Origin of the sequence: Rhodococcus sp. IC4_135 (assembly GCF_011602025.1) — a bacterium.
Lineage (GTDB): Bacteria > Actinomycetota > Actinomycetes > Mycobacteriales > Mycobacteriaceae > Rhodococcus_F > Rhodococcus_F baikonurensis.
Genome location: NZ_JAAOLG010000001.1, coordinates 169,195 through 191,208, shown reverse-complemented (window position 1 = coordinate 191,208; position 22,014 = coordinate 169,195). Strand labels below are relative to the sequence as shown.

Sequence of the window (22,014 nt, the reverse complement as noted above, 5' to 3'; positions counted from 1 at the left end):
TCAGATCGGTGCGGGCTCGGGCACAGCAGTGCGTTGTTCGGTGGCGGCAGGCTTCTCTGACTTCTTCTTCCGATCGCGCCTGGTGATGCCAGGCGAAACGACTCGCGCAGTCAGTGCGCCGATTCCGAGATCGAAAACCAGCGCAATCAGCGATACCAGTACGGCTCCGGCCGCCATCTGGCCGTAATCGCTCTGAGCTTTTCCGTCGATCAGCAACCGGCCGAGCCCGCCCAACGAAATGTAGGCGGCCACAGTCGCAGTGGAGACGATCTGAAGAACGGCACTTCTGATGCCGGACAACATGAGTGGCAGGGCACATGGAATCTCGACCTCGGTCAAGATCCGCATCGACCGAAATCCCATCCCCCGCGCGGCGTCGACTGCAGCCTGATCGACCGCTCGAACTCCGGCATACGTGTTGGTGAGAATGGGAGGGATCGCGAGAAGCACCAGGACGATGAGGCTGGGGATCAGATACGCGAGTTTGTTCGGGAATGACGGCGCGATAATGAGAACCAGTAGGATCAGCAGACCGATGGTCGGCAGCGCTCGTAGCGAGTTGGCCAGTCCAGCAACAACAACGGAGCCTCGGCCCGTGTGTCCGATGTAGAGACCGAGCGGGATCGCGATAACCGCAGCCACCGCCAGCGCGGCGAAGGTGTACATCAAGTGCTGAACGAGAAGGGTGGGGATACCGTCCGGCCCGGTCCAGTGGGATCCGTCGAGTAGGTAGTTGATCATGATGTGGTCACTTTCGGGGTCCACGGCGTCAAGAGCCGATTCGCCAACATGATGAGGAGATCAAGAATCAACGCCAGCACCAGACACAGAGCGATACCCGCGATGATGGGAGTGTAGAAACGCAACTGAAATCCCTGGGTGAACAACGAACCTATCTGCGGAATACCCAGGAGTGCGCCGAGTGAGACAAGACTGACATTCGAGACGACTGCGACGCGCAAACCCGCACAGATCACCGGAACTCCCACTGGCAACTGCACTTTCAACAGCGTCTGATACGGCCGGTAACCCATCGCCGTCGCTGCCAGAACTGTCTCCGGCGGAACCGAATCGAGCGCATCGGCCACTACCCGCACGAGCAGAGCAACGGTGTACACGGTGAGCGCAACGATGATGTTCATCGGGTCCAGAATCTTGGTACCCAGAATCGGAGGCAGGAGCACGAACAGCGCGAGCGAAGGGATCGTGTAGAGCAATCCGGCCGTGCCCACCACGTAGGGATGCAACCGACGACTGCGATAGGCAACCCAGCCGATCGGCAACGCGACCACCAAGCCGATCACCAAGGGAATCAACGACAGCAGAACATGCCATCCCACCAGGTCCATGATCCGGTCGGACTGACGTCCGAGCCATTCGAAGTTCATCGGAGTGCCCTCCCCGCGTCAGCCAGATCGGCGGCCTCGATGGCTTCCACCGCGGCGTGCGCGGTGACGGTTCCCACCAGACGTCCGGCGTCGTCCACGACGACGCCACGCTTGCTCGGCGCTGACAGCGCCGCATCCAGCAGAGCGCGCATCGTCCCTGTGGAATCAGCAAGTGTTCCACTGAGATTCAAGTCGTCCGGGCGGATACAATCCGTGAGCGCGTCCGGCTTCACCCATCCGAGCGGCTTGTTCGCGGGATCCACTACCAACAGCCACGTATCGCCGGTGAGTGCGCGGGCCGCCGCAGCGGAATCGCCCAGATGCGCAACGGGTTCTGACACTGTCGGTAACTCGCCGTCCAATGTGGTGAACCCCAACGATCGGTACCCACGGTCACGTCCGACGAAGTCGGCAACGAATTCGTCAGCAGGTTGAGTCAGCAATTCGAGAGGCGTCGCCGCCTGCGCAAGAATGCCGCCGGTACGCAGTACCACCACTTGATCCCCGAGTTTCAGCGCTTCGTCGATGTCGTGAGTGACGATGATGATCGTCTTTCCGATTTCCTTCTGCAGACGGAGAAACTCGTCTTGCAGTTGGCCGCGAACGACCGGATCAACGGCGCTGAACGGTTCGTCCATCAGCATGAATGACGGATCCGCGGCCAGCGCTCGCGCGACACCGACTCGTTGCTGCTGTCCTCCGGAGAGCTGCCACGGATAGCGGTCGGCGAAGTTGCTCGTCAGACCAACAGTTTCGAGCAGTTCCATAGCGCGAGCACGAGATTCCTTTTTACTCGCGCCGAGCAATCGAGGCATCGTCGCAATGTTGTCGACGATGGTGCGATGGGGAAAGAGACCCGCGTGCTGGATCACGTACCCGATGCGTCGACGCAGGAGAGCCGGATCCATTCCCGCTGCGGACTCACCGTCGAGCGAAATCGTGCCTGACGTCGGTTCGATCAGCCTGTTGATCATGCGAAGTGAGGTCGTCTTGCCGCAGCCGGAAGGACCCACCAAGGCGGTGATCTTTCCCGTCGGGCACTCCAGATCGAGAGCATCGACGGCAATGGTTCCGTCTGGATACGCCTTGGTGACCTTGTCGAATTTGATCATCTACGAACTACTTTCGTGTCGACCTGAGTCCGGACGCACCCAGGAGAAATGGTCGAGTTCCGTTCGAGCACACACCTACTTGTGATTCGGTCCACCTGCTTACTGGTCGAGCGGTTGAGAAAGAAAGTTCACGGCAGCACTCAGATCTGCACTGAGTGGCCGGTCTTCGGTCCTCGCATCCAGCACCAAACGCGCACGCGCGAGGTACGCACCGAGCTCGGTCGCCGGATCCAGCTCACGCTGTTGTTGCGAGAGTGCGCGAACTGCCGAGATCAGTTCGCACGCCAGCACCAATCGAGACTGGGCAAGAATGTCCGCCAATTGGGTTGCAGCTTGGGATGCAAAACTTGCGTGATCCTCGGTTCCGCGCGAAATTACCGTGTGGCCCAACGACCCCGGTGCCGCCGACGAGCGGATCTCGGCAATGGCAGCAGAAGTCGTGTATTCGAGAAGCATGGTTCCACTGCTGCCGTCAGGACCGTCTGCGAGGAACGCACGGAGGCCGGTGACTGCAGGGTCGGAGAGGTTGGCGAGCCGGCATTGCGAGAGCAGGGCAGCACTGGCGACCGCCAACTTCGCCTCGTCAACTGCAAGAGCGATTGGCATCGCATGGAAATTTCCGTTGTGGAACACCATGTCGTCTTCGACCGACACCAGCGGATTCTCGGAAGACGAATTCATCTCGATACTCAGCGTGTTCTGCAGTCGATGCACCGCTTGCCAGGTGGCACCCAAGATTTGCGGTAGGGCGCGAAACCCGAACGAGTCCTGAACTCTCACGGGTGTGATGTCGTGTGGGGCCAGCAGATCGCGAACGCGCTCGGCGACCTCCGCTTGACCGAAGTGCATTCTTGCCGACTGTACTTGTGCAGCAAACGGTTCGACCGAACTACGCGACGCAAGCACGGAAAGAACACTGACGACCAAGCAGTGTTGAAGCCACCGCGCGACGTCGATACTGGTGTCGCCTGCGATCGCCACCGTCATCGCATTGGTGGAAATGAACGGAAGTGCATCACCGTGGTGCGGAATCCAACTGACTCCGGTGCGTCCGTCGCGAAGCGGGCTCTCACCGATCAGCCCCATGGCGATTTCGGAGAACGCACTCAGGTCACCCGTTCCGATCGCACCGCGTGCGTGCACTGTCGGCAGGTTCTGCGATGCAACAGCAGCGACCAGACCGTCGATGATGTCGGGATGCATGCCTGAGCCACCGTTGAGAATTTGATTGGTGCGGATGACGATCGCGGCGCGCACCACCCGGTCCGGGAGCCTGGGGCCCGATCCCGTCGCGTGACTTCTCAGAAGCCTCAGATCCTGCTGCACACCGTCGGAGACGGCCGTTTCACGATTCCCGCCTACCCCCGTCGTGCGCCCGTACACCGCTTGACGGGAGGAAACCCGAACCGCGGTCTCCCATGACCGCCGTGTGAGCTCGAGCGCCGCGTCGGCAGGTCGAATCACGGCCGGCTCTCGCGCAATTTCGTTCACCCGGTGAACCGACAACCCTCTCCCGTCGAGCACGACATTGTCGTCTTCCGTCCGGTCTTCCGCAGGAAGACGTTCAGTCATCAGAACTCCATCGATCGAAGGACTCGGCCATCGCGACCGGCGTGCATCACATGATCCATGCAATGTGCCCTGGGTCACTTTTGATGAATGTATATTCCTGTATATACAGCCACCTGTCAATAGGGACACCGCAGCTCATCCGCGTGCGCACACCTTGCGTCACCCCAGTACGAGTGAGCAACTGAACACGAATGGTCGCTATTCGAGGACGGGTGTCGCCGATCTCCGACGCGCTTCCAGCGCATCGAGAATGAGATCGAGACCGTAGGCGAACTCACTCGTGTGGTCGTAAGCCGGACTCAGACCGTGATCGACGATCATCTCGTGAAGGAAGGGCAACTCTTCAGCCGGAAGGTGCTCGAGGATGCCACTCGCAACTTCTTCGACGTCGCCGGGGGCGCTGATCGGTAGATTTGCCTCCTGGAGAACATATCCGCCGATGTAGCTGTCGATCAGCGAGGCTCCATGGGCGGCCATCGGCAGCGTGAACCCCGCCTTCCGGAGAACTCCCAGCACAGCGTCGAGATGACGCAAAGTCACCGAGCCAGGGTTGCGTCGCGAATCCAGCAGACCGAGAGCCCAACGGTGCTGCGACAGGACTGCGCGAGCGGAGAAGGCGCGTCCACGGATTGCATCTCGCCAATCCGCACACTCGTTGTCGGGTAGGTCGATCGCCTCGAAGACCGCATCGACGACGCCGTCGAGAATCGCATCTTTGTTGGGCACGTGGTGGTAGAGCGACATTGCTTCGATGCCCAATTCCTGAGCCACTCGTCGCATCGTGACGGCCTCGACACCGCCGGCGTCGGCAACGCGGATTGCACCCTCGATCACGCGAGTTCTGTTCAGCGACTGTCGCGGTTGCCGTGCCACACAGACTCCCCTCCGAGGAACGAATACGTTGACAACCTTACAGACGTAAGTCACCCTTACAGGTGTAAGTCAGCCTTACGCTCGTAAGGCGCTCGCGAAAGGAGATCACGATGCCGATGCCGAGATGGTGGGGACACGTCAACAAGCGAGTGTTCAATCCGCGAGCGATCTCGAGCGGGAAGTGGCCGGTACTGACACACGTCGGACGCACATCCGGGACGACCTATCAGACGCCTCTCGACGCCTATCCGGTCGACGGCGGCTACGTCTTCATCCTGGTGTACGGATCAGGCTCGGACTGGGTGCAGAACGTCTTGAAAGCGGGGAGCGCTCGACTGTCGGTCGACGAGACGGAGGTGAGCCTCGGCGCCCCGCGCCTCGTCGCGAAAGACGAAGCATTTCAAGCACTTTCCTCAGACGTGTCCCAACCCCCGAGGATGCTCCGCATCACCGAGTATCTCCGGATGGATCTGACTACGGCTTGAACCTGCTCGTCACGCCAGGACCTCGCGCACGGCGGACCTGACTTCGTCCATGCTGCAACCGGATTCGATCAGTTCTGTACCCGTATGCACGAGCGAGTTGATCAACTTCGCGGTGAGCTTGGGGTCCGACACACCGCGGAGACGGAGTGCCTCGACAAGTGGAAGCACAAGGCTGTCGTGCATTTCCATGATCCGCGAATCTCGAAACGTTTGCGGGGTCAGCGTCGCCAGCGCTCCGACTATCGCATGCTCCCCGTCGGCAACCAATTGCAGATTTGCTTCGACGTACGCCCATACCGGATCGTCGGCGCCTGCCATCGCCTCGACGATCTTGTCGTTCCAGCGCGGGAACATGTCTTCGACGACGGCGCTGAGGAGATCCTCTCGGGACCGGAAATAGTGGTAGGCACTCGACCTGGCGAGCCCGGCCTTCGCTGCAACCTCACCGAGCCCCGGCGGCCGGTCCGGGGTCTCGGACAGAAGAGCGTGTGCAGCGTCGAGGAGAGAACGGCGCTGAGCAGCGCGATGCTCGGCCACAGTGGGGGCATCGATCCTCGGCACCGAATCTCCTCCAGTCCCCTTGCGGGCTTACTCGCTCTGACGCAATCGACCGTCAACCATTTCGAGGATGCGGTCGCAGTGCCCGAGCACGTCGTGATCGTGGGTCACCATGATCGTAGCGACGCCTGCTTCATGAGTTTCGCGCGAGAGCAGTTCAACCACTTCGTGGCTGCGCTTGCGGTCGAGAGCAGCCGTCGGCTCGTCGACGAGCAGGAGCGAGGGGTTACTCATCAGTGCCCGAGCGATACCCACACGTTGACGTTCGCCTCCGGAGAGCTGCCCGGGCCGGCGATCGGCACGGTGACTCATACCGACCGAGTCGAGCAGTTCATCGGCGTCGCGTCCGGGCCGGCCCGTAATCTTGGCAACCAGCCGAAGCTGATCACGCGCCGTCAACGCCGGAACAAGGTTTCCGGATTGAAAGACGAATCCGATCTTGTCTCGCCGGAGTTCGGCCAGGGCACGGGCCGGCATGGCCGTGACGTCGGTGCCGTCTATGACGACCGACCCACTCGAGGTACGCGCGAGGCCGCCTGCGACAGCGAGCAAGCTCGACTTACCAGCACCTGACGGCCCGACGATCGCGACGAGTTCCCCACGCCGGACGTCGAGATTCACGTCGTCGAGGGCGAGCACCGTGGAGTCACCGTCACCGAATCGAAGACAGACCGCGTCCAATGTCAATCCGGTAGTGGTCTTTTCGACTGTGGTCATCGGATTTCTCCCAACGCGGTGAGCGGGTTGACACGGGTGATGCGGACGATGGCAACGGCTGCGCCCATCAGCCCGAGTACCGCCAAGAGCGCCGCGCCGTTGACGATCGGACCGGACTCGAGAGCGAACGGCATTCCTCCACCTTCGAGTCCCGAGCCGAGACCCAACCCGAGTACGACGCCAACACCGATGGAGCCGAGCAGCACCACCAATGCCTGCGCCAGTCCGTCGCGGAGCAGGAAACCGGTGGAAGCACCCATCGCACGCAACACAGCGAGTTCACGACCGCGCTGAACAGTCCAGATACTGAAGAATGCGCCGACAACCAGCGCGGAGATCGCGTACAGAAACGCCTTGATCATCGACATCGTCATCATTTCCGCGGAGAAACCCGGTGACGAGTCGAAAGAGTCCTCGAGCGTCTTGGCAGACGTTCCCGCCGCCGCATCTCCCGATGCGAGGCCCGGCAACGCATCGCCCTTGCCTCGGATTGCCACAACACTTGCTTCGGAATACGCACTGGCGTTGACAGTTTCGCCGATCTTGGCGCCGGCGTGTACCTCCTGCCAGGTATGCAAGGGCAGGTAGGCGACGTCGACGTGTCCGAAAGTGCGTTTGTCTTCGGTGAATCCGACCACTGTCAGCTCGGTGCCGAGTCGGTCGAGTATCACGGTGTCACCGATCGAGACACCGTCGTCACGGAAGGTGGAGCTGACGATGATGTCGGTGTCAGCGAGCAAAGCCCTCCCGTCGGCAGGGGCGGGTTCGAGGAACGAGCCCGGTTCGATGCCGAAAAGAGTGAGATCGACGGGAGTGCCACTGCGAGTTTTTGCATTGACGATCATGTTTCCGAACAGTTCGGCGTCTTGGACATCCGGTTGCGCGCGCCATGCCTGCGCCTGCTCTTCGGTGACGACCGACCGTGAAAAGGCAGAGTCTGCCTTCGTGTCCGGAGCGAAGGCGAATGCCTGGATCGGTGTCCGCTGCAACGCGGACACACCATCGTTGACCAGGCCGGACGAGAGCCCGGACAGGATCACCATCAGGATCGCGATGAGGGCAACCACGGCACCCATCAAGAGGAATCGATTTCGCGCAAACCACAGTTCACGCAGGGCGAGGAACATTCGGGAAGCTCCAAAGTCGTCGATGCGAGTCACGCCGACTTTTATCGACGCCTTGTCGAAATCATATCGACAAGGCGTCGAAAAGCTATGTGAGGTACATAACTACGACTTGTAGTAGGCAACCGAAGCAGTGAGTGCCAAATCAACCCACAATGCCCACTGGTCGATCTCCCACAATCGAGATTCGGTCCATCACACGTCTCGCCGGGAAGTAGTCGCTGGCTGCATAGTGCTGGCACGTTCGGTTGTCCCAGAAGGCAACGGTATTCGGCTCCCACTTGAGACGGACCTGAAACTCCGGACGGTTGACGTGCCGGTAGAGCATCGCGAGAAGCTCGTTCGACTCCTCTTCGGATACCCCCAAGATTTTCTGCGTGAAGGTCATGTTGACGAACAACACCCGCCTGCCGCTTTCGGGAATGACCCGCACCACGGGGTGCCGCACAGCAGGAAACTCAGGCCGCAGCATCTCGACGGCATCGGCCGGCATCGACCTCCCGAAAGAATTGATCCAATCATGTTCAGCAACAAGAGGATCGATTCGCCTCTTGACGTCTTCCGGAAGCAGATCGTAGGCAGCAGCGGTGTCAGCCCACAATGTGTCACCACCCACCTCTGGCACCTCGACTGCACGAAGCACGGCAGCAAACGATGGAAACTCGTGCCACGTCACGTCGTTGTGCCAGTTGTTCTCGACGCCGCCGACCATCCCATCCTTGGCCAGCGTCGTGACATCGACGTCCGTCTGCCCGGGCTGCGTGTACTTGAAGAACGGATGCTGTTCCAGATCGCCCCAACGCTCGGCAAATGCTCGATGTTCCGCTCGGTCGAGGTCCTGATCCCGAAAGAAGAGGACTTTCCATTCCAGGAGAGCTCGGCCGAGTTCCGCAATCACGGCATCGGACAGGCCCCCGCTGAGTCGAATACCGGAGATTTCCGCTCCGATCGTCGGCGCGACCGCCTTGACTGCAAAGTGTTCGTACGGCGCCGGAACTACCGACTCGGGATTCCGGCGAGCAACGAGTGGACCGTAGGCAGCAAGCGGATCGGTGGGGATCGGAAAGATTGTTGCCGCAGGAAAAAGGGTAGCCATCAGGGCACTTCCTCGGAATCGACAATGTCGTAACGGACGGTATCCACGTTAAGGTTTCATCCTTAATGTGTCAACGGTCACGTTCCCCGGTCGAACCTTGACCCTGACGCCGCGTCAGGGTTGGAGAATGGTTTCCACAGACGGAATCCGATTCGATCACGGGAGGGCAAGGCGATGATGACCATCGGCGAGCTGGCCAAATTGGCCGGCACCACCGTCAGATCCGTGCGCTACTACCACTCGAACGGCCTTCTCGAAGAACCACAACGCCAACCGAACGGCTACCGCATGTACCGCGCGGTGGACCTGGCACGACTGAGCCGCATCCGCCGCCTGCGCGATCTGGGGATTCCTGTCGCCAAGATCGCCGAACTCCTCGACGGCGACGCTCACGACACCCGGTCCGCACTCGATGCCCTCGACAAGGACTTGGCAACAAAGGCCGAACAGATCGCTGTTCAGCGTGCTCACATCGAGTCGCTACGCCGAAACGCCGACCCTGAACTACCCGATGCATTTTCGGAAGTGCTCGCACAGTATGTCGTTGCCGGTGCGCCGACAGCGTGGATCGACAACGAGCGCGAACTTCTGATCCTCGCACTCACGGTCTCCGGGGGTGATCCCGAGGTCTGCGATTCACTCCTGTCCGCACATCGCCGGGTATTGGCTGAGCCGAACCGCGAGCAGGCCATCGAACTGATAGCTCGCATGTATGCCCTCGCCGACGCACCGGCGGACGCGGATACAATTGCGGCCCTTGCCATTCAGTTCTGCGACTTCACCGAGAGCGTGCTACCCGAACAAGCTGCACCGGAGAACGCTTCCCCAACTCGACTGGTAGCGGTACTGCGCGAACACCAAGCGGATCGACGAACCGTCACCCAGGAAAGATTCGCGAAGGCCGTGGCTGCGGAGTTCGCCGCCCGCCAATCCCGACCCTGAACCCCGACACCGAATCCCCACATCAGAAGTGGGGCGATCAATGCTGCCCGAAGAGGGCTCGACGCAAGGACACGACAATGACTGGATCCATCATGCCCAGATCACGCATGCCTCGACCACGAAAATGGCTGGCTTCCACCGTCGCTGCGGCCGCACTCGCTGTGCCCGCATTGGCGGCGTGCTCGGAACCTTCTGCCCCGCAGACAGCTCCACAACCCGATCTCAGCGCGTTCTACGATCAGACTGTCGAATGGGGGCCGTGCGCCGCCGATACCGCGACATCCACGGCAAGTGACTGCGCCATGGTCACAGTACCTTTGGACTATTCCGCCGCTGACGGCAAGACGATCGAAGTGGCGATCTCGCGGGTCGCCTCCACCGACCCCGCGCAGCGACGCGGGATCCTGCTCACCAACCCCGGCGGCCCGGGCGGCCGAGGTCTCGGTTTGCCCGAGATTCTGAATGCGGGCATGACACCGGAAGTCGCAGCGGCATACGACGTCATCGGTATGGACACCCGAGGACTCGGCAAGAGCACGCCGATCGACTGCGGCGTCGAGCAGATGACATGGATGCGTTCACCCGGTACCACGGATGAGGGGTGGAACGAGAGTGTTGCGCTCGCACGCGAGGCCGCCGACAAATGCTGGGACAAGTACCCGGACTATCTGCCGCACATCAATACTCAGAACATCGCCCGCGATCTCGACGTGATTCGCGGTGCCCTCGACCAGGAGAAAGCGTCGTACTTCGGGTGGTCGTACGGCACATATCTAGGTGCAACCTATGCTCAAATGTTCCCCGACCGGATCGACCGTGTGGTTCTCGACAGTGCACCGGACCCGAAGAAATACGGATACGAAATGTTCCAGGACATGGGCCCGGCCAACGAGAAGGCTATCGACGGTTTCTCGCGGTGGGCAGCAGAACACAACTCCACCTATGCACTCGGATCGACGCCCGCCGAGGTTCGAGCCCTCATCGAGAAGCTGATCTCGGACGCTGCCACCACTCCGATTCGTATCGGTGACTACGTCGTAGACGATCACGTCCTTCCATTCCTGATGTACGTCAACGGAACCGGCGACACCGAGATAGAGAGCGAGGCATTCGCACAGGTATTGGTTCAGTTGCGCGATCTCGCCGCCGGCAAGACCGTCGAGAACATCCATCCCCAGCTGACGGGACTGATGCAGGCGTGGTTCCAGACCGAGTTGGGAACCGGCCCTGACTATGCCGGAACAATCGCCATTGTCTGCGGAGACGTGTCGATGCCGAGCGATCCCCAGTGGTACCGCGACAAGTTGGAGGAGCACCGCACTGATCAGCCGATCTTTGCCGGCACTCACAACACGATCATGCCGTGTGCATTCTGGCGCAGTGAGGCCCCGACGCGGATCGACATCGACAACAACGTTCCGACATTGCAGATTCAGGCAACCGGTGACACCCGCACGACGTACGACGAAGGACTCGGTATGCATGAAGCGATGAAAGGCTCACGGCTCGTGACAGTTCCAGGCCGAACTCATGCGGTGTTCCCCGGTTACGCGAATACTTGCGCAAACGCCGCCGTCAACTCGTACCTACTCGACGGCACACTGCCGGAAGAGGACGTGGTGTGCGAGTCGTGACGATATCCGGTGATCCCGTCGCCGGAAGACCTGCGTGATCTGATGCGCGATTGCCCCTCGACAATCGCGCATCAGGCAGACAGAATAGTTCGGTGAGTCCCATTCATCGGGCCGATGGCGAGATTTCGGCAATTGGTCGTTCCACCGAGATCCTGAAGACTTTTCGTGACAGCTCAGGCGTTCTCAGCGCAGCAGCGCTGGTTCGCCGAACAGGCATGGCGAAAACAACGGTGTACCGAATGGTCGACGATCTCGTCCGAGTCGGGTTGCTCGAACGGCAAGGAACCAACTACCGCCTCGGCCTGCTCTTGTTCGAGATCGGTGAATCCGTTCCACGGCAGCGAAACCTCCGCGAAGCAGCGCGCCGACACCTCTCGGCACTGCGTGAAGCAACCGGACACAATGTGGGCCTCGCGGTGTTGGACGGTTTCGACGTGGTTTACCTGGATGTCTTCCGCGGAGACGACGGACCACGCCTTCCGCAACAGATCGGCGGTCGATGGCCTGCACACGCAAGTTGTTCCGGCAAAGCAGTATTGGCCTTCGCAGACTCTTCGGACTTCGCGATGCCCACTCTACTCGAAGCACACACCGAGAACACCATCACCGATCCCGAACTCTTCCACCGAGAGCTGGATCGTGTTCGCAAGCGTGGTGTCGCCTTCGACCGCCAGGAAGCATTTCCCCGGATCGTCGGCGCCGCAGCACCAATATTCGGCCCCGACGAAGACGTCCTCGGCGCTATCTCCATTTCCGGCATGGCCGGCCGAATCAATCTGACCCGTATCGACGCGGCGGTGCGGACGACGGCAATCGCCATCTCACGCGATCTCTCGAGCGCCCAGTCCGTCGTCCGCCCTGTCCTACAACGACGTTGACGCCGTCAACCGCGCCCGACGTACGGCATACGGTTGGCCATGATCGTCAGAGTCGGGACATTCACGTCGAGTGGTAGATCGATCAGTTGTACAACGGTGTCCGCCACATGACGTGGATCGAATGTCGGCTCCGGCTTGGTGGTGCCGTCGGATTGTCTGGCGGAGTGGCCGATTCCGGCTGTCATATCAGTTGCCGCATTACCGATGTCGATTTGACTGCAGCAGATGTCGAACTCTCGGCCGTCGAGAGAGATCGACTTCGTCAAGCCTGACACACCGTGTTTGCTCGCAGTGTAGGCGGCGCTGTCGGGCCGTGGTGTGTGAGCAGAGAGCGAACCGTTGTTGATGATCCGGCCTCCTCTCGGATCCTGTGTTTTCATGATACGAATCGCTTCACGCGCACAAAGGAATACGCCGGTGAGATTGGCTGCGACTGTCGCGTTCCACGCTTCAGGATCGATCTCGTCCACACTCCCCGACGGCCCGAATGTCCCTGCGTTGTTGACAAGTACATCGAGTCTGCCGAAACGCTCAGTCACGGATGTGAACAACCGGTGAACCGATTCGGGCGAGGACACATCAGCGGGAATTACCACTGCACGCTCGTGACCCCCACCTGTCCCTTCCAAGCTCACGCTGTTTCGACCAGCCAATACAACGTGGTGTCCGGCGTCGAGTAGACCTCTGGCCATTGCGCGGCCGAGTCCCGACCCTGCACCGGTCACGACCACGACTCGGCCGACACGCTCAGTGATTGTCACCGTGTACCTCCGTTCCACGCCTGCCCACCAGGAAATCGAAATCGACTCCGCGGTCGGCCTGCATCACATGATCCACGAACAGTCGTTGATACCCACTCGTACTCTTTTGTACGCGTGGCGGCAACGCCTCGAGACGCCTGGCCAGCTCGTCGTCGTCGACGAGTACACGCAAGACTCCACGAGCAACATCCAACTCGATCAAATCACCATCCCTGACGGCGCCGAGAGGCCCACCGGCTCCCGCTTCAGGCGCAACGTGCAAAACGACTGTGCCGAAGGCTGTTCCGCTCATTCGCGCATCCGAGATCCTGACCATGTCTCGCACACCCTGCTCGAGCAGCCTTCGAGGGAGTGGCAGATTACCTACCTCTGGCATCCCCGGAAACCCCTTCGGCCCAGCACCGGTGAGGACGATGACGTCGTCGGCTTCGATGTCGAGATCCGGCGAGTCGACGCGCGCCGTGAAGTCATCCATTCCGTGAAACACGACCGCACGACCCACGTGGCTGAGCAACTCGGGCGACGCCGCAGACGGCTTGATCACTGCACCGTTCGGCGCGAGATTGCCGGTCAATACCGCTATGCCGGCTTGCTCCAGCAACGGTGCCGCCGTGCTACGAATTACGTCGTCATCCCAAATCGTTTCGCCGGAGTTGTTCTCACCGAGAGTCTTTCCGGTAACCGTGGCGGCATCCAGATGGAGGATGTCTCCGAGCTCGGCGATCACCGCGGGCAGTCCGCCTGCGTAGAAGAAATCTTCCATCAAATAGGTACCCGAAGGCATGAGGTTGACCAGCAGGGGAACGTCACGACTCTGCTCCCCGAAATCGCTGAGTTCGAGGGGAATTTCCAGCCTCCCGGCGATGGCAAGCAAGTGCACCACAGCGTTGGTGGACCCACCGATCGCCGTGTTCACCTTGATCGCATTCTCGAATGAATTTCGGTCGACGACCGAAGACATCGTCAGGTTCTCGACGACCATCTCCACGATTCTCACGCCGCTGTCGCGTGCAAGTACACGTCGCCGTGAATCCACTGCCGGGATCGCAGCATTACCGGGCAGCGTGAGGCCCAAAGTCTCGACAATCGAAGCCATCGTCGACGCGGTGCCCATAGTGTTGCAGTGACCAGGCGATCGAGACATCGCCGATTCCGCTGCTCTGAACTCACATTCGCTCATGCACCCCGCTCGCACTGCTTCACTCATCTCGAACACCGAGGTTCCAGATCCGACAGTTTTACCTTGATGGCGGCCGTTCAACATGGGCCCACCGGATACGACAATGGTGGGAAGGTCACAACTGGCTGCGCCCATTACCAGCGCCGGGGTGGTTTTGTCGCAGCCGCAGAGCAGTACGACGCCGTCGATCGGATTGGCTCGAATCGACTCCTCCACGTCCATGCTGACGAGGTTCCGATAGAGCATCGTGGTGGGGCGGATGATCGTCTCACCCAATGACATCACCGGAAACTCAACTGGAAATCCGCCCGCTTCGATGACACCCAGTCGCACCTGCTCGGCCAGATCTCTGAAGTGAGCGTTGCACGGCGTGAGCTCGGAATACGTGTTGCAGATACCGATAACCGGTCGGCCGTCGAACATCCGATCAGGGATACCCTGGTTCTTCATCCACGAGCGGTGGATGAATGCATTGAGATCATTGCCTCCGAACCAATCCTGCGAGCGAAGTGTTCTACTCGTCGGTGTTCTACTCATCCGAACCCTCCAAACCAAGGATTGCCCTTGCCTCCCCAGGTGTTGCAGGCTGCATTCCGAGTCGCTGGACGATGTCGACGATGTTCTCCACCAAACGAACGTTCTCGGCCGGCTCCCCATTCGCGAGAAACGGATAGTCTTCGATTCCCACACGCACGTGCCCACCGAGCACGAGTGCATGAGTCAGACCACGCAGTTGATCTGGCCCGCTGATGCTCACGGAGAAGACCGATTTCTCCGGTAGGTGTTCCACCATCTGCTGCAAGATCTGCGGGGAGTACGGCATCGCATTCTGAAAAGTTCGATCAAGTCCCAGTACAAGATTGACGAGGTGCGGGCCAGGCTGCTCTTCGGTCAACGTACGTATCTCCTGGAGCAGATGTGACGGGCTGAAGGCCTCCCATTCAGGTTTGATTCCTAGTTCGCGCATTGACGCTGCCAGTTCGGCGGCACGACTGGGCGGCGTGTCCATCAGTACCTCACCGACCGGTGATGTCACATAGGCCGTGATGGCATCGAGCGTGCATGTGTCTGCTCCGCCATGCAGGCCCTGCAGCCTCGCGTCCCAGTCCACGACGCGCGTTCCGTCACTGCGAACACTCACCATGTCACCGTTGACTCCGCCGCCGGTCGAGTTGTTGATCACGATGTCGCAGCTTTGGCGGACAAGCGTATTCATCCGCCGATAGATTGCGGCATCACAGGTCGCTTGATCGTCCGGTCGTCGAGCATGAAGTGCTGCCACGCTGGCTCCAGCGCTGTGGCAGCGTGCCACATCCGCCGCAATCTGCTCAGGCTGAGTCGGAATGAACGGATTGTCGGCAACAGTGAGGAAGCCACCCGTCGGGGCAACTGTGACGATGACCTTGTCTCGCAGATCGCTCATGCCGGAACGCTCTTGTAGCTGGATGCGGCGAAGAACATGGCAATCGCCGATGCCCCGGGGTCCTCGACGCCCCTGGCGTGTTCTCCCACGTAGGTCGCGCGTCCGCGGCGGGCGAGCATCGCGCGAGTCGATTCGGCGCCGAGCCTCGCAGCCGTGGCCGCAGAGCTCAAGGCAGCAGACAAGGTTGCCCCGCTGACTGCCGCCTCGGTCAATGCGCTGGTTGCGGGGACCATGGCGTCGACCATGGTCTTGTGACCCACCTGGGCATTGCCGAGACGCTGCACCGCAGCTGTCGCCGTACCTAGGGCAGAAGCCAAGTCTGTTGCGGTCACTTCAACTCCAGAGACTGCTCCGATCCGGCCGAACCACAGACCGAGAAGTGGTCCGCTTGTCCCACCGATGCCGAGAAACGCATCCGACGTACGGGCGAACACTTCACCAGGACTGGTCGGCGGGTCGGAACGAAGTCGTTGCACCGCACTTCGCAGGCCCGTCCGCAGATTCATTCCGAAATCGCCGTCTCCGACAAGCCGGTCCAAATCTGTGAGGGAATCGAATTGATCTTCGGCAGCGTCGGCAAATCGATCGATCCACGCCCGAGTGTCCCCGACGCTCAACGTTGTCATCATGAAACTCTTTTCAGTAGTGCATATTCGAGTTACCAAGCGAGTGCGGGAGTGCGTACCGTTGCATCCCAGAGATCCAGAAACTCCTCGGTCGAACGGAGAAGGGTGATAGAGAGCCCGTGCATATCCAATGCAGTGACGAAAGAACCTGCAATCACCCGATCCAAACCGATACCGGCATCCCCGAGGAAAGACTTCAATTCTGCAGTGGCAATCGATAATTCGAGCCCATGGGTTGCCCCTAGCCCATTCACTATCGCTATCACACCGTCCCCGCGCTCCACCCCGACAGCATCGAGGATCGGCTCCGACAACTGCGCCACGAGTTCGGCTGCAGGAACCGTCGGACGCGTCTCACGTCCACGCTCGCCATGGATTCCGATGCCGAACTCCATCTCCCCCGGCGCCAGTTCGAAGGACGGACGATCCTGTCCGGGAGCCGTGCACGAGCGGAAAGCTGCACCCAACGTCGCCGACGCCGCCACCACCCGGCGCCCCAAGTCAGCGATCTCGGAAAGCGCCCAGTGCCGTTCCGCGGCCGCCCCACAAATCTTCTCCACGGCAATTACCGCAGCGGTACCACGACGTCCAGGTCCACCCTCGTCTGCAGTCGTCGTCGCGAGATCGTCGTCGACCATCACGATCTCCACTTGCCGCTCAGTTCCGAGTAACTCGGCCGCGATCGAGAAATTCAGTTTGTCTCCGGTGTAGTTCTTCACGATGAGAAGGGCACCCCGTCCGGTCTCGACAGCATTGACCGCAGCGCGGATCTGAAAGGCTGTGGGACTGGCGAAGACCGACCCAGGAACTGCGGCGTCCAACATGCCGGATCCGACGAACTCCGCGTGTAGCGGCTCATGCCCGGCCCCGCCACCCGAGACCAACACAACTTTGTCTCGGGCGACAACCGCGCGAGTCACAAACGACGGATCTCGGTGGTAGGAGAGCATTTCCGGGTGCAGGATCTGAAGTCCTTCGAGCGCTTCGCGGACTACATCCTCGGGCCGATTGACCACATGGCCGATCATGACGAACTCTCGGACGCCGACATTGGACCGACAGGGAAGCAAACCGCGAACGCACTCACACACGTGCGAACATTGTCACCGACCCGTATCCCAGCCGACGCCGCGGGTTCGTTGACGTAGGAGACAGTTCCGTTGTGCCACATATCCATTCCATTGCTGATTTCGGCAGAGTCGTGACTGACCGCTACGCCGGCAAGTCCCGCATCTCCCATGCGGACGATTCCGATGATCCCTGCGTTATCCTTGCCGATTCCGGCATCGTTCAGCACAGCCAACGCACAGCCCGTCGCAATCGCCATCCGCCCTGACTCTTGACCGCCGTTGGATGCCGCAACGACGATGCGGTCGCGGTCCGACCGTTCGATCTGCGACATACTGTCCATGACGACAATCTGTCTACCGTTCTCCACACCGACAATGTTCCGAAACATCAGTCGACGCTCCTCTCTATCAGTGCCAGCACTTCTTCGGAAACGCGGCTGCCCACACGCACACCCGCTGCGACCGCAGTCGGATTGGCATACGTCACGATGCCGCACTCCCACACGTCGTTGCCATCTCCGATACGCGAACTCTCGTGTCCGACTGCAATGCCGACGATCTTCTGGGCATCGATCGCAGCCAAGCCTGCGATTCCGGCCTTGTTCTTCCCTATGCCGGCGTCATTGCACACCACAACACGAACCCCGAACCCGACGGCGTACTCTCCAGCACTCGTCCCTCCGTGTGATCCGGTCACGATCACATCACCGGCCTGAGCCGAAGAAGCAAACGCAATCGAATCCATGATCCACACTCTCTTTCCGTTAGAGGAATGAACCAAAGTAGGTTCGGCACCTTCGGTTTCAACTACTCGCATGGCCATCCACCCCTAGAATTCGACGTGCCTGATCAGGACTTGCGGGTTCACGCCCGTACCGCCGAGCGATCGAAACAACTTCGGTGACCAGATCAGGTGTGGAGGGATATCCCAGTTCTTCGTAGTGGTAGTCACCGGCTCCGATTGCAACGTGGCCCCCGCGCTTGATCGACTCTTCAGCTGCTGCAAGAACATTGCCTCGGTAGGCCGAGACGATCCACTCCACTGGAAGATCAGCCGGCAGGAGGTCCAGTTGCGCACGTAGCCCTGCCGCTGTCGCCGGATGTGCAGCCGGAAACTCGTCACCACCGAGAATGAAAGCGATCACCAATGGTGACGACGGATTCCGCACCCTTGCGTGGGCGAAGATCGCGCGCGTCCAACTCACGTTGAATGACGTCTGGTATGGCGTCATTCCCAATTCAACAGCGCGCGAAAGTAACTCGATCTGTGTTCGAGTGTCGTTGACGAAGACCCTGGAATCGGTTGCGAACAAGCCTGTCGTCGCATCGATCAAGTCCATCGCCGCACAACCCATATCGACGACCAAGAAGTCGGAACGTCGTTTCGGATCACTTTGGTTCGGGGCAAGATTCGACAGCCGCTCATCTATCGTGTAGCCGGGAACATTGGCCATCGACGGCGCAAGCAGCAGATTCGATACCGCCCGAACCCGCTCGACGATCTCTCCGTAGGTCGCCGCCGAGTGATCCACGCCGCCGTCCACGGCTCGACCGTGAAAATGCATCAACGACGCCCCCGCATCCTCACAAGCGCGGGCGGTGTCGGCTATTTCGCTGGGCGTCCACGGAATGTGGGGGTTGGGTGCGCGCATGGTGTTCTCGTTGACGTGCACTCCGATGATTACCGGTTTCTCCGTTGTATTGGACGTTGTGTCAAGAGTCATGTCGCTCCTTCGCAAGATTCCAACCGGCTGTCATCGACTGACCTCCGTCGACCGTCCACGTCTGACCCGTCACGAAACCGGCGCCGGGACCAGCGACAAAGGTCACGACTTCGGCAATCTCAGCCGGCTCCGCGTAACGGCTCAACGGGATCGACTGCAAGATGGCGCTCTGCATTTCAGGGCTCTGGGCCCGACTGGCGAGCGGGGTCAGGGTCGATCCGGGCGCGACGCAGTTGACTCGGATCCCCTCGCCGGCGAGCTCGATCGCGAGTTGTGTGGTCAACGCGACCACGCCACCTTTCGAGGCGGAATACGCAGCGCGGTCTACGCTGCCGCGTAGGCCGGAAACCGAGGCAATTGTCACCACCGATCCGCCGCCATCTCCGGCGAGCAGATCCACGAACTCCCTGACCACCGCAAACGTGGAAACGAGGTTCAGCTCGAGGGTTCGCCTGAATCGATCGGGTGTGGTGTGCCGGATCGGCGCGTTGTCCGCGGTTCCCGCCGAGGTCACAACCGTGTCGACACGACCGAACAGCTTCTCGGCGACGTCGCGAAGCCGTCGGATATCCCCCTCATCGGTGACATCCACTCGAACGCCGACTGTCCGTGTATCTGGTTCTGGCGCAGTGTCTCCGGATGTATGCGACAGGTCGGCAGAGATGACATTCCAACCCAAGTCGGCGAATCGTTTGCACGTTGCCAGGCCAATCCCCGATGCGCCACCAGTGACGATCGCTACCTTCCTACTCACGACTACAGCACCTTCCTCATGTCGCGAATGGGATTCGACCCGTCCCACTCCTTCGATGCAGCCTCGACTGCGCGAAACAGATCACCCTTCCTTCCACTGACCTCCGAGATTTCGATGACTGTTCCCGGATACGGGCCGTCCTCGTAGTACACGAATCGCTCGTCCGGAGCGCCACTACCGGACCTACCACTCTGCAATTCGACGAGCCCTCGGTTCTTGGATTCCTCCATATATCGATCGAAATCCGCTGTCCAGTAGGCAACATGTTGAAGTCCTTCGAGCCCGCGATCTGCGAACTCGCGAAATGCCGACGGCTCATCGTTGTGTTGTTGAATCAGCTCGATCTGCGCGCTTCCGCTGTGCGCGAGCGCCACACTGAATCGAGGCGCACTCGACTTGCCACGGAAGACGAAGTCGTTCAACGGTTGGTCCTCCACGAAGAAGAAGGGGCCTACGCCGACAACGTCGATCCAATGCTTCAGCGCGCTGTCGATGTCGTTGACCACAAAACCCAATTGGCGCAAAGGCCCGAAGTATCTACTCACGAAGTCCTCGTTTGTTCGTTGCCGACGAAACTACGGTCGACGACTGTGATCCTGATAAGTGATGATGTCCTGCGCATGCTCGCCTGAAGAATGAAGAATTCCCGTTGATCGGGAATCTTCCGGGCCGAGACTCGGCTCAAACCTGCTCAGGTGCAACCAAGGTTCCGGCGTCGCGCTCCGCCCGGTAATCCAGAGTCAGTTGGGCGTTGGCCTTGTCGGCCTTTCTGGTGATCACCTTGAGCAGCAGCACGATCAATGCTGCCGTCGCCAGCACCGCGGAGTACACCCCGATTGCCGGTGTGAAACTGTTGGTCGCGTCCTTGATCCAGCCGGTGACCTGTGGACCGAAATAGCCTCCGAGGTTACCCATTCCGTTGATGACACCGAAACCTGCCGCCAAGGCAGCGCCGGTAAGGAAGCTCGAAGGCATGGTGATGAAGATGCTCATCGAACTGTAGAGACCGATCCCGGCGATGCAGAATCCGAAGATGGCGACAACAGGTGTGGTGAAGAACAGCGCAGCAATAGCAAAACCGAGTGCTGCGACCGATGCGGCGATGGCGAAGTGCACGGGGCGCTCTCCGGCGCGGTCCGAATGGCGCGTCCACCAGATCATCGGTCCGATCGCAATCAGTGCAGGTAGTGCGGCAACCCATCCGATCTGATTGGTGCTCATCCCGAATTGCGCGTAAATCTGCGGCATCCAAATCTGGAAACCGTTGAGGCTGAAGGTGAAACAAATGAACACGGCGATCAACACCAGCACTCGTGGGTGCACGAGTCCCTGGAGGAAGCTGTGCTTACCGACGACCGCTTCGCGCTCTTGCGCCTCCGACTCGAGCGTATCGGTGAGCCAACCGCGTTCTTCCTCGGAGAGGAACTCCGCCTCGGAAGGCTTGTCCCGCAGAACCTTGTAGATCACAAACGCCATGACCACGGCGGGGACGCCGGTGAGAATGAATACCCATCGCCATCCGGAAAGCCCGAGAAAGCCGTCGATAGCCATCAGGTGCGTGGTGATCGGAGTACCCAGGCCGGAGATACAGATGAAGGTCACGATCCACGCCATTGCTTTGCCTCGATCCCGATTCGGGAACCACTTCGAGACGAAGAACAGCATGCCGGGCGAAAAGCCGGCTTCGGCAATACCCAACAGGAATCGTGCTGCCACCAATCCGCTGGCACCCTGAACGAACGCGGTTCCGATGGTGACCACGCCCCACGTGATCATGATTCGTGTGATCCAGCGCCGCGCACCGACCTTTGTGAGGATGTAGTTGCTCGGGGGTTCGCAGATCGTGTAACTCCAGAAATAGATTCCGGCCGCAAACCCGAACATCGAGGCCGATATTCCGAGTTCTTTGTTCATCGTCAATGCTGCAACGCCGATGTTCAATCGGTCGAGATACAGGACGATGTATGCCAATCCGATGACCGGCATGAAGCGGAGCATGACCTTCCGGACGGTCCTGGCCGGAAGGGGAAGTTGCTCGGTGACTGTTCTTTCGTGACGCATGATTCACCTCGTACTCATTCGAACACATCATTGTGA

General features: G+C 60.2%; 24 protein-coding genes. 4 read left to right on the top strand and 20 right to left on the bottom strand.

Annotation, left to right across the window (positions count from 1 at the left end; genetic code table 11):
• The 5 genes from G8767_RS00990 to G8767_RS00970 form a co-directional block, all read right to left on the bottom strand.
• Positions 1-741 (bottom strand): ABC transporter permease subunit, encoded by a 741-nt coding sequence (locus G8767_RS00990; RefSeq protein ID WP_124569604.1) that lies wholly within the window; start codon positions 739-741, stop codon positions 1-3.
• A complete protein-coding gene (locus tag G8767_RS00985) occupies positions 738-1,388 on the bottom strand; it encodes an ABC transporter permease subunit (RefSeq protein WP_003940005.1) in 651 nt (216 codons plus the stop codon). The genes G8767_RS00990 and G8767_RS00985 overlap by 4 nt, the downstream gene beginning before the upstream one ends.
• Entirely contained in the window at positions 1,385-2,500 is a 1,116-nt protein-coding gene (locus G8767_RS00980; RefSeq protein WP_095968435.1) for an ATP-binding cassette domain-containing protein, read from the bottom strand. Before G8767_RS00980 ends, G8767_RS00985 begins: the two co-directional genes overlap by 4 nt.
• Positions 2,501-2,599: 99 nt before the next feature.
• Positions 2,600-4,072, bottom strand: coding sequence for an aromatic amino acid ammonia-lyase (locus G8767_RS00975; RefSeq protein ID WP_166809087.1), 1,473 nt, complete (start codon positions 4,070-4,072; stop codon positions 2,600-2,602).
• A gap of 198 nt (positions 4,073-4,270) precedes the next feature.
• Positions 4,271-4,945, bottom strand: coding sequence for a TetR/AcrR family transcriptional regulator C-terminal domain-containing protein (locus G8767_RS00970; protein WP_166809086.1), 675 nt, complete (start codon positions 4,943-4,945; stop codon positions 4,271-4,273).
• A 110-nt stretch (positions 4,946-5,055) separates the two neighbouring features.
• Here G8767_RS00970 and G8767_RS00965 point away from each other — a divergent pair, with 110 nt between their 5' ends.
• Positions 5,056-5,430, top strand: coding sequence for a nitroreductase family deazaflavin-dependent oxidoreductase (locus tag G8767_RS00965; RefSeq protein WP_166809085.1), 375 nt, complete (start codon positions 5,056-5,058; stop codon positions 5,428-5,430).
• A gap of 9 nt (positions 5,431-5,439) precedes the next feature.
• Here G8767_RS00965 and G8767_RS00960 read toward each other — a convergent pair whose 3' ends face one another.
• From G8767_RS00960 to G8767_RS00945, 4 genes are all read right to left on the bottom strand, one after another.
• A complete protein-coding gene (locus G8767_RS00960; protein WP_124569599.1) occupies positions 5,440-5,991 on the bottom strand; it encodes a TetR/AcrR family transcriptional regulator in 552 nt (183 codons plus the stop codon).
• 27 nt (positions 5,992-6,018) lie between these two features.
• Complete coding sequence (locus G8767_RS00955; RefSeq protein ID WP_095968430.1) at positions 6,019-6,705, bottom strand: ABC transporter ATP-binding protein; 687 nt, start codon at positions 6,703-6,705, stop codon at positions 6,019-6,021.
• Positions 6,702-7,832, bottom strand: a complete 1,131-nt coding sequence (locus G8767_RS00950; protein WP_166809468.1) for an ABC transporter permease — start codon at positions 7,830-7,832, stop codon at positions 6,702-6,704. The genes G8767_RS00955 and G8767_RS00950 overlap by 4 nt, the downstream gene beginning before the upstream one ends.
• Before the next feature lie 142 nt (positions 7,833-7,974).
• Complete coding sequence (locus G8767_RS00945) at positions 7,975-8,925, bottom strand: TauD/TfdA family dioxygenase (protein WP_166809084.1); 951 nt, start codon at positions 8,923-8,925, stop codon at positions 7,975-7,977.
• 174 nt (positions 8,926-9,099) lie between these two features.
• On the opposite strand from G8767_RS00945, the gene G8767_RS00940 reads away from it, so the two are divergent.
• The 3 genes from G8767_RS00940 to G8767_RS00930 all read left to right on the top strand — a co-directional run bounded on the left by G8767_RS00940 (position 9,100) and on the right by G8767_RS00930 (position 12,379).
• On the top strand, positions 9,100-9,867 hold the full coding sequence (locus G8767_RS00940; RefSeq protein WP_095968428.1) for a MerR family transcriptional regulator: 768 nt from the start codon (positions 9,100-9,102) through the stop codon (positions 9,865-9,867).
• A gap of 77 nt (positions 9,868-9,944) precedes the next feature.
• Positions 9,945-11,501, top strand: a complete 1,557-nt coding sequence (locus G8767_RS00935; protein WP_166809083.1) for an alpha/beta fold hydrolase — start codon at positions 9,945-9,947, stop codon at positions 11,499-11,501.
• A 92-nt stretch (positions 11,502-11,593) separates the two neighbouring features.
• Positions 11,594-12,379, top strand: coding sequence for an IclR family transcriptional regulator (locus G8767_RS00930; RefSeq protein WP_166809082.1), 786 nt, complete (start codon positions 11,594-11,596; stop codon positions 12,377-12,379).
• Between the two features lie 5 nt (positions 12,380-12,384).
• Here the strand turns inward: G8767_RS00930 and G8767_RS00925 are convergent, their stop codons facing one another.
• From G8767_RS00925 to G8767_RS00875, 11 genes are all read right to left on the bottom strand, one after another.
• Positions 12,385-13,140: an SDR family oxidoreductase gene (locus G8767_RS00925; protein ID WP_166809081.1), complete on the bottom strand. Its 756-nt coding sequence runs from the start codon at positions 13,138-13,140 to the stop codon at positions 12,385-12,387.
• Positions 13,127-14,857: an IlvD/Edd family dehydratase gene (locus tag G8767_RS00920; RefSeq protein ID WP_166809080.1), complete on the bottom strand. Its 1,731-nt coding sequence runs from the start codon at positions 14,855-14,857 to the stop codon at positions 13,127-13,129. The genes G8767_RS00925 and G8767_RS00920 overlap by 14 nt, the downstream gene beginning before the upstream one ends.
• Complete coding sequence (locus tag G8767_RS00915) at positions 14,850-15,743, bottom strand: 3-keto-5-aminohexanoate cleavage protein (RefSeq protein WP_020909189.1); 894 nt, start codon at positions 15,741-15,743, stop codon at positions 14,850-14,852. Before G8767_RS00915 ends, G8767_RS00920 begins: the two co-directional genes overlap by 8 nt.
• Positions 15,740-16,369, bottom strand: a complete 630-nt coding sequence (dhaL, locus tag G8767_RS35655) for a dihydroxyacetone kinase subunit DhaL (protein WP_029256296.1) — start codon at positions 16,367-16,369, stop codon at positions 15,740-15,742. Before dhaL ends, G8767_RS00915 begins: the two co-directional genes overlap by 4 nt.
• A gap of 32 nt (positions 16,370-16,401) precedes the next feature.
• On the bottom strand, positions 16,402-17,397 hold the full coding sequence (locus G8767_RS35650) for a dihydroxyacetone kinase subunit DhaK (protein ID WP_124569594.1): 996 nt from the start codon (positions 17,395-17,397) through the stop codon (positions 16,402-16,404).
• A complete protein-coding gene (locus tag G8767_RS00900) occupies positions 17,394-17,828 on the bottom strand; it encodes a hypothetical protein (protein ID WP_166809079.1) in 435 nt (144 codons plus the stop codon). The genes G8767_RS35650 and G8767_RS00900 overlap by 4 nt, the downstream gene beginning before the upstream one ends.
• On the bottom strand, positions 17,828-18,184 hold the full coding sequence (locus G8767_RS00895) for a hypothetical protein (protein WP_007732768.1): 357 nt from the start codon (positions 18,182-18,184) through the stop codon (positions 17,828-17,830). The genes G8767_RS00900 and G8767_RS00895 overlap by 1 nt, the downstream gene beginning before the upstream one ends.
• Before the next feature lie 58 nt (positions 18,185-18,242).
• A complete protein-coding gene (locus G8767_RS00890) occupies positions 18,243-19,163 on the bottom strand; it encodes a 3-keto-5-aminohexanoate cleavage protein (protein ID WP_166809078.1) in 921 nt (306 codons plus the stop codon).
• Positions 19,153-19,917: an SDR family NAD(P)-dependent oxidoreductase gene (locus tag G8767_RS00885; protein ID WP_095968418.1), complete on the bottom strand. Its 765-nt coding sequence runs from the start codon at positions 19,915-19,917 to the stop codon at positions 19,153-19,155. Before G8767_RS00885 ends, G8767_RS00890 begins: the two co-directional genes overlap by 11 nt.
• Before the next feature lie 2 nt (positions 19,918-19,919).
• Entirely contained in the window at positions 19,920-20,462 is a 543-nt protein-coding gene (locus G8767_RS00880; protein ID WP_166809077.1) for a VOC family protein, read from the bottom strand.
• 136 nt (positions 20,463-20,598) lie between these two features.
• The gene (locus G8767_RS00875; protein ID WP_019745369.1) at positions 20,599-21,978 is read right to left on the bottom strand and encodes an MFS transporter; all 1,380 of its coding nucleotides are present in this window, start codon (positions 21,976-21,978) and stop codon (positions 20,599-20,601) included.
• Positions 21,979-22,014: the final 36 nt, after the last annotated feature.

Bases quoted from the DNA above. Each gene is read 5' to 3' on its own strand.
- G8767_RS00890 (WP_166809078.1), bottom strand. From the start codon at position 19,163: ATGACTCTTGACACAACGTCCAATACAACGGAGAAACCGGTAATCATC.
- G8767_RS00895 (WP_007732768.1), bottom strand. From the start codon at position 18,184: ATGGATTCGATTGCGTTTGCTTCTTCGGCTCAGGCCGGTGATGTGATC.
- G8767_RS00985 (WP_003940005.1), bottom strand. From the start codon at position 1,388: ATGAACTTCGAATGGCTCGGACGTCAGTCCGACCGGATCATGGACCTG.
- G8767_RS35650 (WP_124569594.1), bottom strand. From the start codon at position 17,397: ATGATCGGCCATGTGGTCAATCGGCCCGAGGATGTAGTCCGCGAAGCG.
- G8767_RS00950 (WP_166809468.1), bottom strand. From the start codon at position 7,832: ATGTTCCTCGCCCTGCGTGAACTGTGGTTTGCGCGAAATCGATTCCTC.
- dhaL (WP_029256296.1), bottom strand. From the start codon at position 16,369: ATGACAACGTTGAGCGTCGGGGACACTCGGGCGTGGATCGATCGATTT.
- G8767_RS00875 (WP_019745369.1), bottom strand. From the start codon at position 21,978: ATGCGTCACGAAAGAACAGTCACCGAGCAACTTCCCCTTCCGGCCAGG.
- G8767_RS00900 (WP_166809079.1), bottom strand. From the start codon at position 17,828: ATGTTTCGGAACATTGTCGGTGTGGAGAACGGTAGACAGATTGTCGTC.
- G8767_RS00990 (WP_124569604.1), bottom strand. From the start codon at position 741: ATGATCAACTACCTACTCGACGGATCCCACTGGACCGGGCCGGACGGT.
- G8767_RS00935 (WP_166809083.1), top strand. From the start codon at position 9,945: ATGACTGGATCCATCATGCCCAGATCACGCATGCCTCGACCACGAAAA.
- G8767_RS00965 (WP_166809085.1), top strand. From the start codon at position 5,056: ATGCCGATGCCGAGATGGTGGGGACACGTCAACAAGCGAGTGTTCAAT.
- G8767_RS00915 (WP_020909189.1), bottom strand. From the start codon at position 15,743: ATGAGCGATCTGCGAGACAAGGTCATCGTCACAGTTGCCCCGACGGGT.
- G8767_RS00920 (WP_166809080.1), bottom strand. From the start codon at position 14,857: ATGAGTAGAACACCGACGAGTAGAACACTTCGCTCGCAGGATTGGTTC.
- G8767_RS00940 (WP_095968428.1), top strand. From the start codon at position 9,100: ATGATGACCATCGGCGAGCTGGCCAAATTGGCCGGCACCACCGTCAGA.
- G8767_RS00975 (WP_166809087.1), bottom strand. From the start codon at position 4,072: ATGACTGAACGTCTTCCTGCGGAAGACCGGACGGAAGACGACAATGTC.
- G8767_RS00945 (WP_166809084.1), bottom strand. From the start codon at position 8,925: ATGGCTACCCTTTTTCCTGCGGCAACAATCTTTCCGATCCCCACCGAT.
- G8767_RS00955 (WP_095968430.1), bottom strand. From the start codon at position 6,705: ATGACCACAGTCGAAAAGACCACTACCGGATTGACATTGGACGCGGTC.
- G8767_RS00980 (WP_095968435.1), bottom strand. From the start codon at position 2,500: ATGATCAAATTCGACAAGGTCACCAAGGCGTATCCAGACGGAACCATT.